The organism is Ruegeria sp. BHSB058 (assembly GCF_059613285.1).
In genome coordinates this window covers 1-9455 of sequence record NZ_JBXWSF010000113.1, presented here as the reverse complement: position 1 = coordinate 9455, position 9455 = coordinate 1, and the positions used below count along the sequence as shown (strand labels likewise).

General features: G+C 58.8%; 9 protein-coding genes. 4 read left to right on the top strand and 5 right to left on the bottom strand.

Annotated features, from left to right (window positions below):
* Positions 1-62: 62 nt before the first annotated feature.
* On the top strand, positions 63-749 hold the full coding sequence (locus tag AC2FNB_RS19365) for a rhomboid family intramembrane serine protease (protein WP_496748459.1): 687 nt from the start codon (positions 63-65) through the stop codon (positions 747-749).
* A gap of 15 nt (positions 750-764) precedes the next feature.
* Here the strand turns inward: AC2FNB_RS19365 and AC2FNB_RS19360 are convergent, their stop codons facing one another.
* The 5 genes from AC2FNB_RS19360 to AC2FNB_RS19340 all read right to left on the bottom strand — a co-directional run bounded on the left by AC2FNB_RS19360 (position 765) and on the right by AC2FNB_RS19340 (position 7097).
* Positions 765-956: a YgaP family membrane protein gene (locus AC2FNB_RS19360; protein ID WP_480751753.1), complete on the bottom strand. Its 192-nt coding sequence runs from the start codon at positions 954-956 to the stop codon at positions 765-767.
* 73 nt (positions 957-1029) lie between these two features.
* Entirely contained in the window at positions 1030-1614 is a 585-nt protein-coding gene (locus AC2FNB_RS19355) for a Crp/Fnr family transcriptional regulator (protein ID WP_496748458.1), read from the bottom strand.
* A complete protein-coding gene (murJ, locus tag AC2FNB_RS19350; protein WP_496748457.1) occupies positions 1611-3152 on the bottom strand; it encodes a murein biosynthesis integral membrane protein MurJ in 1542 nt (513 codons plus the stop codon). Before murJ ends, AC2FNB_RS19355 begins: the two co-directional genes overlap by 4 nt.
* Positions 3149-5965, bottom strand: coding sequence for a [protein-PII] uridylyltransferase (locus tag AC2FNB_RS19345; protein WP_496748456.1), 2817 nt, complete (start codon positions 5963-5965; stop codon positions 3149-3151). The genes murJ and AC2FNB_RS19345 overlap by 4 nt, the downstream gene beginning before the upstream one ends.
* On the bottom strand, positions 5925-7097 hold the full coding sequence (locus AC2FNB_RS19340; protein WP_496748455.1) for a penicillin-binding protein activator: 1173 nt from the start codon (positions 7095-7097) through the stop codon (positions 5925-5927). The genes AC2FNB_RS19345 and AC2FNB_RS19340 overlap by 41 nt, the downstream gene beginning before the upstream one ends.
* An 87-nt stretch (positions 7098-7184) precedes the next feature.
* Between AC2FNB_RS19340 and rsmI the strand changes: the two genes are divergently transcribed.
* The 3 genes from rsmI (at position 7185) to gshB (ending at position 9409) form a co-directional block, all read left to right on the top strand.
* Positions 7185-8042: a 16S rRNA (cytidine(1402)-2'-O)-methyltransferase gene (gene rsmI / locus AC2FNB_RS19335; protein WP_496748454.1), complete on the top strand. Its 858-nt coding sequence runs from the start codon at positions 7185-7187 to the stop codon at positions 8040-8042.
* Position 8043: 1 nt separating this feature from the next.
* Complete coding sequence (locus AC2FNB_RS19330) at positions 8044-8415, top strand: YraN family protein (RefSeq protein ID WP_496748453.1); 372 nt, start codon at positions 8044-8046, stop codon at positions 8413-8415.
* A 61-nt stretch (positions 8416-8476) separates the two neighbouring features.
* On the top strand, positions 8477-9409 hold the full coding sequence (gene gshB, locus AC2FNB_RS19325) for a glutathione synthase (RefSeq protein WP_496748452.1): 933 nt from the start codon (positions 8477-8479) through the stop codon (positions 9407-9409).
* Positions 9410-9455 lie beyond the last annotated feature (46 nt).

Genomic DNA, 9455 nt, shown 5'->3' with positions numbered 1-9455 from the left:
AATCGGCTTCCGTCGCTTACCCATGAGGTCAAGGGACGTCAACAGCCGCGAAAGGCCAGCCCATGAGCAGTGACCATTACACCCCAGCAGTAAACCCGTTGCCGCCCGTGGTGGTGGCGCTGGTTCTGTTCATCATGGGGGTCGAACTGAGTTTTACGGTTGGTGCGCGCGGGCTGGTCGGCGGGCCAGAAGCGGTTGGCTGGCGATTGGCGGCGATTCAGTCCTATGCATTCTCCGCCGATATCTTTGATTGGATGGTCGAGACTGGGCGCTGGCCGATCGAGCATGTGATCCGATTTGTCACTTACCCCTTTGTCCATGGCAGTTTCACACAGGCGGTATTTGTGTGTGTCTTCGTCCTGGCAATGGGCAAGATGGTCGGTGAGGTATTCGGCAGCGTGGCGATGATCCTGATCTTTGTTCTTTCGGGCATCGGAGGTGCGCTGGCCTATGCCATATTCCTCGATCCGCGCTACCCATTGATCGGTGGGTTTCCCGCCGTCTACGGCTTGATCGGGGCATTCACCTGGCTTTTGTGGCGCAAGCTGTCGTTGGTGGGCGCTAATCAGGCGCGCGCCTTCAGCCTTATTGCGGTGCTGATGGGGTTGCAACTGCTGTTCGGCCTGCTCTTTGGCGGCACCGGGGACTGGGTCGCCGATCTGGGTGGGTTTGCCACAGGATTCGGTTTGTCGTTCTTTCTGGCACCGGGTGGATGGGCGCGGATTGTCAGTCGTTTGCGCCGGGACTGACCCGGCGCAAAGATCTTATTTCTTCATGGGACAGGTGTTGAGACCCAAGATGTGATACAGCGGGCAATACCCGAATACACCTGTCACCAATGGGATGATCCCGATCAGACCCCACATGCTTTGCGGGCCGATGACGGTGAGTGACAGAAGGACGAGGCCCAGCAGAACACGGGCGGCGCGATCAAAGGTTCCTTCGTTGCGGATCATGATGATTCTCCGAAATCAGATGTAGTTGATGGGTCCGTTATGATCCCATTTCGGAACCTGGTCGGTGACAGTGTCACCGTTCTTCGGCGGTAAGTCGCTCCAATCCGGCTGTGTCCAGTATTGTGACCTTCCCGCGTGCCAATTCGACCAGACCGAGGCGGGCAAATTCCGCTAGACGGCGGCTGACAAAGGCCCGACCCGAGGCGGTTTCGGTGGCCAGCGCCTCATGCGTGGCCTGTACCACCCCTTCTTTTGCAAGCCGCAACAGGACGCGGGCGAGCCGGGCGTCAAAACCGGTCAGGGCGACCTCTTCGACAAGCTGTTCGAAATCGGCAAAACGGCGGGCGACGGCAGTCAGGACCTCGGTTCGAAAACCTTCATCCGAGGCCATGGCCGAACGAAAGGCCGCATGAGGGATGATTTCGCCTTTGACCGCCGTTTCGGCCACTCCTTCGGCAGAATAACTGCGGCCCTCGGTGAGGCAGGCGAAGGTTTGCAGGCAGACATCACCGGGATTCACACGATAAAGGACAACTTCGCGACCATTCGGGGCCGTCAGTGTTACCCGGATCGTACCTTGGGCCAGCCGAACAAATCCTGGACACTCTTGACCTGGGCGGAACACAACGGTGCCTGCGGGAAGGTCGAGCTTGCTCATGACCTGCGCATCGCCCGTTTGAATTCGGACATACGGAAGGCGCCGAGTGCCTGGCCCGAACCGAAATAGACGACTGCGGCGATGGCAATTAAACCTAGCAAAGCCATGTATCTCCAGCTTGGCACGGCAAAAATCCAGTCGAACAGCGATACGATGGCAATCAGTACAAAACCCATAATCGCGGATGCTGCGGCAATCCGCCAGGCGCGCTTGCGGAACCGGTCGTCGAACCGCGCGACCTCACCCATGCGGCGTGCACCCAAGGAAAGTTGTAGAACCATGACCCAGCCGGCAACCGAGGTCGCAATCGCCGGGGCGATCCAACCGATGACCGGGTAGAGGCCAAACGCGAGCGTGGCGTTGATCACCATCGCGACGACCGCATAACGAAAAGGCGATTTGGTGTCTTCGCGGGCGAAGAAGAGCGGTTGCAGCAGTTTCTGCAGCATGAAGGCTGGCAAACCTAATCCGTAGATGGCAACGGCGAGGGCGGTGGCGGCGCTGTCTTCGGCACTGAAATGGCCGCGTTGGAACAGGACCGAGACGAGAGGCAGCGGAATGACCACCAATGCAACGGTGGAGGGAAGTGTCAGGAGCATTGAAAACTCCCCAGCACGCGAAAACGCATCGCGTGCTCCGATATCGTCCCCGGCCCTCAATCGGCGTGACAGATCGGGAAGCAACACGATCCCGACAGCAATGCCCACGACCCCGAGCGGGAGTTGGTACAAACGATCGGCCGCAAATAGCCAGCTCACCGCCTTTTCGGTTTTTGACGCCACCAGTTGCCCGACAACAAGGTTCACCTGGGTTACGCCCATCGCCAACGCAGCGGGCAGTGCAATGCGCACCATATGGCGCATCTCGGGGGAAAGGCGGGGCAGGCCGGGTCGGATGCTGATTCCCGCGCGCTCTGTCGCAACCCAGACAAGTGTCAATTGCGCGATACCCGCAAGAGGGATCACCCAGATCAACCAGTTGATGACATCGCCACCAAGAACGGCGCCCAAAATCATTGCCGCACAGGCAAAGATGTTCAGCAGGACGGGGGCTGCGGCGGCAGCGGCAAACCGACCGGTGGCGTTCAGCACTCCGGAAAACAGCGCTGCCAGCGACATGAACAGGATATAGGGAAAGACGACATATCCATAGCCGACGGCCAGCTCGAAACGTTCGTCTCCATAGAAACCTTCGGCCGTGACCCAGACCAGAGCCGGCATGAAAATCATCGCCAGCCCAACCAGCGCCAGAACCGCCGCGCCCAGCAGGTTGAACGCGGCCCGTGCAAAACTTTCGGCGTCTTCGCCACCTTCCAACCGCTTCGAGAACATAGGCACGAAAGCTGCATTGAACGCGCCTTCGGCGAAAAAACGGCGGAACATGTTGGGTAGGCGGAACGCGGCGACAAAGGCGTCCATCACCGGGCCGGGGCCAATATAGGCGGCCAACAGAATTTCCCTGAGAAACCCCAAAATTCGACTGGCGAGGGTCCAGAACCCGACCGTGAACAGCCCCGAAAGCAGTCTGATGGGCTTCATGACGCGGCCCGCTCAGCGCCTTCGGTGATCGCCTTGCGCAGCTTGGATTCAAGTCCACGCTGCTTGCTGTCCGAGTAGTACTTCAGACCAAACATGTCCTTGACATAGAACGTGTCGACCACCTGTTCCCCATATGTGGCAATGACTGCATTTGCTATATAGACATTCGCGGCAGCCAGAGTGCGCGCCAGATCATAAAGCAGCCCGGGCCGGTCGCGTGTGTCCACTTCGATGATCGTGTAAATTTCTGACCCATCATTGTCGAAAGTGATGTGTGTGGGCACATTGAACGCTTTTTCGCGCTTCTTGATCTTATCACGCGACTTAAAGGCATCCCGAGCCACCACTTCGCCTTTCAGCGTCTTGTGGATCATCTGGGTGAGGCGAGGAAGGCGCGAGGCTTCGAACGGATGGCCTTCTGCATCCTGTATCCAGAAGGCATCGGTCACATAGCCGTCCTTGGTGGTATAGCTTCGGGCATCGACCACATTGGCGCCGGCCAAGGCAAGTGCACCGGCAATGCGGGCAAAAATGCCAGGATGATCGCCCATCGCGAAACAGGCACGGGTGGCGTCGCGATCCTCGTCTGGTTGCAGCCGGATTTCCATCGCGCCTTCATCGCCGCTTTCGTCCAGAACCCGCAGCATGTCTGCGAATTCGATGTGGGTCGACAAGTTCAGACCCTGCCAATAGGGGTCATAGTGGCGCCCGGTCTCGGTTTTGAGATCAACCTTGGACCACTCCTCCAGCGCCTCGCGCAGAGCCTTCTTGGCCTCCGCGCCCCGATTGGCACGGTTGAGATCCTCCATCCCGGTTTCCAATGCCCGTTTGGTTTCCTTGTGGAGCGCCCTGAGCAGCGTGGCTTTCCAGTTGTTCCAGGTGGTCGGCCCGACACCGCGAATATCGCAGACGGTCAGAACCGTCAGCAAGTCCAGCCGCTTGACGGTCTGCACTGCCTTGGCAAAATCCCGGACGGTACGCGGGTCGGAAATGTCGCGCTTTTGTGCCATGTCGGACATCAGCAGGTGATACCGCACCAACCATTCGACAGTTTCACTGTCGGATTTGTTAAGCCCCAGCCGCGGTGCTACCTTGCGGGCGATCTTGGCGCCCAGGATCGAATGATCTTCAGGCCGCCCCTTGGCGATATCGTGCAGCAGCAAGGCGACATACAGAACCTTGCGGTTGACCCCGCGTTTGAGGATGGATGAGGCGAGCGGCAATTCCTCGATCAACTCTCCGCGCTCGATCTGGGCAAGGTTGACGATGGTCTGGATCGTATGCTCGTCCACCGTATAGCTGTGATACATGTTGAACTGCATCATAGCGACAATGGGCTCGAATTCCGGCAGAAAGGCCGTGAGCACCCCCAGTTCGTTCATGCGCCTGAGGGCACGTTCGGGATTGCCATGTTTGAGCATCAGATCAAGGAAAATGCGTTGCGCATCCTTGTCGTTGCGCATGTCTTCGTCAATCAGGTCAAGGTTTGCTGTCACCAGCCGCATCGCATCGGGGTGGATCAGCATACCCGTCCGCAAGCCTTCCTCGAAGAGGCGCAGAAGGTTCATCTTGTCGGCCAGAAATTTCTTGGGATCGACAACGGCCAGCCGCCCATGCACCACCTTGTAGCCTGCTTTCAGCCTGCGGCGGCGGCGGAAAATGCGTTGCAGCAAGGGGGCACTTTTCATGTGCGCCGCTTCCAGCTTGGTCAGGAAGATTCGGGTCAGTTCGCCAACGCGTGTCGCCTCGCGGAAGTACTTCTGCATGAAAATCTCAACACCGCGCCGACCGGCCCGGTCCTTGTATCCCATGCGTTCCGCCACCTCGACCTGCATATCAAAGGTCAGCTGTTCGGTGGCCCGTCCGGTGACCAGATGCAGATGTGAGCGGACGGCCCAAAGAAACTCTTCGGCCTGCACAAACGTGTTGAATTCGTCCTTGGTGAACAGGCCCAGCGGTACCAGTTCCGCCACATCTTGAACATCATAGACATACTTGGCGATCCAATAGAGCGATTGCAGGTCACGCAGGCCGCCTTTGCCTTCCTTGACGTTGGGTTCGACCATGTAACGCTCACCCTGTTTGTGGTGGCGCTCGTCACGCTCGTTCAGTTTGGCTTCGATAAACTCGCCTTCTGATCCTTTGAACAGGTCGGCGTGAAGGCGTTTGTTCAGCTCTTTCGCCAACGCCTGGTCCCCAACCAGAAACCGATGCTCCAGCATTGCCGTGCGGATGGTGAAATCGTCGGTGCCAAGTCGCAGGCAATCCTTGATCGTCCGCGAAGAATGTCCGACCTTCAGCCGTAAATCCCATAGCATGTATAGCATGGATTCGATCACGCTTTCGGCCCAGGCCGTGATTTTGTACGGTGTCAGGAACAGCAGATCGACGTCTGAAAAGGGTGCCATCTCGCCACGGCCATAACCACCGACGGCCAGAACCGCGATGCGTTCGCCGCGCGTCGGATTGGCCAGCGGGTGCAGGATTTCACCGGCGACGTGCAAGGCCGTGTGGACCAGTCCGTCCGTCAGATAGGTGTACGCCCGAGTGAGCGGTCGCGCAGCAAAGGGTTGCGCGGAAAAGGCCTCGGCAATCGCGGCGCGGCCGGATTTCTGAACCCCGCGCAGGATTTTCACGACCTCTGTTCGCAAGGTCGCGTTGTCGCTGCACGTCTCACGCAATTCCGCGATGCGGGTGCGCACCGCACTGTGGTCGAAAATTGCTTCGGGCGCGCAGATCAGCTCGTCACCGGGTCTGGGATAGGTGGCCGGATCAGAAGCCGGCGCCAGAGAAGCTTGTTGGGGCAGGGTCAATCACAACCACCTGTTTGTTCTGGATCGTGGCAACGGCCAGTCCGCGTTCATTAGTTCCGTCGGGGCGCAAGCGGAAAATACCGCCCACACCTTGAAAGCCCGCGCCTTGCGTCAGCGCGGCCCCTGTCAATGCATCCGATTTGCCAGCACTGACCAGTGCGCCGATTGCCGCGACGCCGTCATAGGCAAGCCCGCCAATAGGGTGCGGGGCGCCGCCATAAGTTGCTTGATAGCGCGAGTTGAACGCCTGTGCCTTGGCAGGGTCGGGCAGGGCGAACCAGCCCCCCTGAACACCCGGCAGTTCCAGTGTCTGCGCCGGTATATCCCAGCGCGTCAGACCGATGAATTGAGTGGTTGCCGGTGAAACGCCTGCTTCGGGCAGCAATTGGCTATACAGCGGCAAGGCACCAGCCGTAGTTGCGGTCAGGAAAATCGAATCCGCGCCAGAGGCATCCACAGTCGACTTGATTGTCGGGACCGAGTTGATGACTCCCTGTTGCGAGCGTTCATAACTGATATCGCCCGCTTTGCGCACACTGGTGCGGCTGATCGCGCGGTCTATGGCGGCCTTGCCGACCTGCCCCGCCTCGTCATTGCTGTAGACGACGACCATGTTGGTCTTGCCTTGACGTGCCGCATAAGTGGTCAGGCGGTTGGCGGTGTTGTCAAAGGTCGGACCAAGAACAAAGACATTGCCGCCGGCGATGTTGGTGTTGTTCGAAAACGACAGCACATTAACATTGTCGTTCAAAACGGCCAGCCCCGCCGCGTTTGCAGCTTGGGCATAAACCGGGCCGAGGATGATCTTGGCCCCGTCATCCACCGCTTGCTGCGCCACAGCGGCTGCCGTGGTGGCGTTGCCCGCAGTGTCGTAAACGCGCAGGTCGATCTGGACATTCTGCAAATCCGCGATTGCCAGCCGCGCCGAGTTTTCAAGGCTTTGCGCCAGAACCGCGTCGCCCGATTGCGGCGAACCACGCGGCACCAGCAGCGCGACCGGCACAGGTTTCGAAGTGTTGATCGACGGGCCGCCGCCGGTGGCGACCGGGTCACAGGCCGACAGGAATCCGGCCGCGGCGAGGGCCATTGCGGACAAGGCCAGTTTGCGGGCAGGCTTGCAAAGGCTGAACATCTAAATCAAAACTCCCTGATCTGGCGGTCTGAGATGCCGCCTTGTGTTGATCCGCGATAATAAACGTCACGCAGAGGGGGTCCAGAGTTGAATTTCCAAAAGACCAGATTGACGCACGGACTGTACTTTATCGCAACTCCGATCGGCACGGCCCGAGACATCACGCTTCGGGCGCTGGACGTTCTGGCATCGGCGGACGTGATCGCGGCAGAGGATACTCGCAGCCTACGCCGCCTGATGGAAATTCACGGGGTTCCGTTGGACGGGCGGCGGATACTGGCTTATCACGACCACAGTGGAGCGGCAGCACGCGAAAAATTGCTGGAGGCACTGTCCCAAGGTTCATCGGTCGCCTATGCCTCCGAGGCAGGCATGCCCTTGATAGCCGATCCGGGGTACGATCTGGGGCGTCAGGCCACCGAGGCCGGTCACACCGTCACATGCGCGCCCGGTCCGTCTGCGGTGTTGACTGCGCTAACACTCGCAGGGCTGCCGACCGACGCCTTCTTTTTCGCGGGTTTCTTGCCCAATGCATCGGGCGCGCGGCGGGCGCGACTTGAGGCCCTGCGCGATGTTCCCGGAACGCTTGTGTTCTACGAATCTCCCAAACGGATTGCGGCAAGTTTGACGGATATGTCCGAGTCGTTGGGCGGCGACCGCCCTGCGGCTGTGTGTCGGGAGTTGACCAAGAAATTCGAGGAGATCCGGCGCGGACCACTGATCGAACTTGCGGACGCTTACAAAGGGGCGTCGGTCAAGGGAGAGATCGTGGTGCTGGTCGACCGGCCGCGTTCACAAAGCATTAGCGAGTTGGACGTAGAAGAGGCATTGAGGACTGCATTAGAAACGCATTCAGTTCGGGACGCGGCGGATCTGGTTGCAAGGATGTACGACCTGCCACGCCGTCCTCTGTACCAAAAGGCGTTGAAACTGGGAAAAGGGTGAAATGCGGAACAAATCGGTGCGTGGGTCGATAGCCTATCACTCCGGGCTGGCCGCCGAAGATCGCATCGCGTCGGACTATCAGAAGCGTGGGTTCACAATTCTGCAACGACGCTGGCGCGGAGCCGGGGGTGAAATAGACCTGATCGCTCGGAACGGCGATGGTATCGTTTTCATCGAAGTCAAAAAAAGCAACAGTTTCGATCGCGCCGCCGAATCCCTGAGTCGTCGGCAGATGGCGCGGATTGCCGCGTCAGCCGAAGAGTTTTTGGCACGCGAACCAGACGGACAGTTGACCAATGCGCGATTCGACGTGGCCCTTGTCGATGTGGCGGGGCGCTTTCAAATTCTCGAAAACGCGTTTGGTTTGATCTGAACGCCATTGCACCCCCCTGCATGCTGCGCCATGTATCTGGCGTGGAAATGAGGGACGCGTCATGAAAATCGCCTTTCAGATGGACCCGATCGGGGCCGTGAACATAAATGCGGACAGTTCGTTCCGTCTGGCTGAAGAGGCACAGGCACGCGGGCACGATTTGTTTTTCTATGGGCCTGACCATCTTGCCTATCAGGAAGGTCGGATCACCGCACGTGGTCATGACATGACGATACAGCGCGTTGTCGGAAATCCGGCGGTGTTGGGACCCGAGCGTGAGGTCGATCTGGGCGACTATGACGTGGTCTGGCTGCGACAGGATCCTCCATTCGACATGCACTACATCACGTCGACGCATTTGTTGGACCGGCTCAAGGGGCAAACGCTGGTGGTGAACGATCCGTTCTGGGTTCGGAACTATCCCGAAAAGCTTCTGGTTCTGGATTTTCCTAACCTGACGCCACCCACAACGATTGCGCGCGACCTGCAGACAATCAAGGCGTTCAAGGCCAAGCATGGCGACATCATCCTGAAACCGCTTTATGGTAACGGCGGTGCAGGCGTGTTCCGGTTGGATGAGAATGACCGCAACCTCTCTTCGCTGCATGAACTGTTCACCGGATTCTCGCGCGAGCCATTGATCGTGCAGAAATTCCTGCCGGATGTCCGCAATGGAGACAAGCGGGTGATTCTGGTCGATGGCGAGGCAGTTGGCGCAATCAACCGTGTTCCTGCCGAAGGCGAGACCCGGTCGAACATGCATGTGGGCGGTCGCCCGGAAAAAATCGGCCTTTCAGAACGTGACCTGGAAATCTGCGCGGCTATCGGGCCTTTGCTGAAAGAAAAGGGCCAGGTTTTCGTCGGAATCGACGTGATCGGCGAATATCTGACCGAGATCAACGTGACCTCTCCCACCGGAATTCAGGAGTTGGAGCGTTTCAACGGCGTCAACATCGCCGAGAAGATCTGGCTGGCGATAGAGGCAAAAATCTAGGCAGTTACCTTGGCGCTGATCCGAAAACTCAGCGCCTCGGCCACAT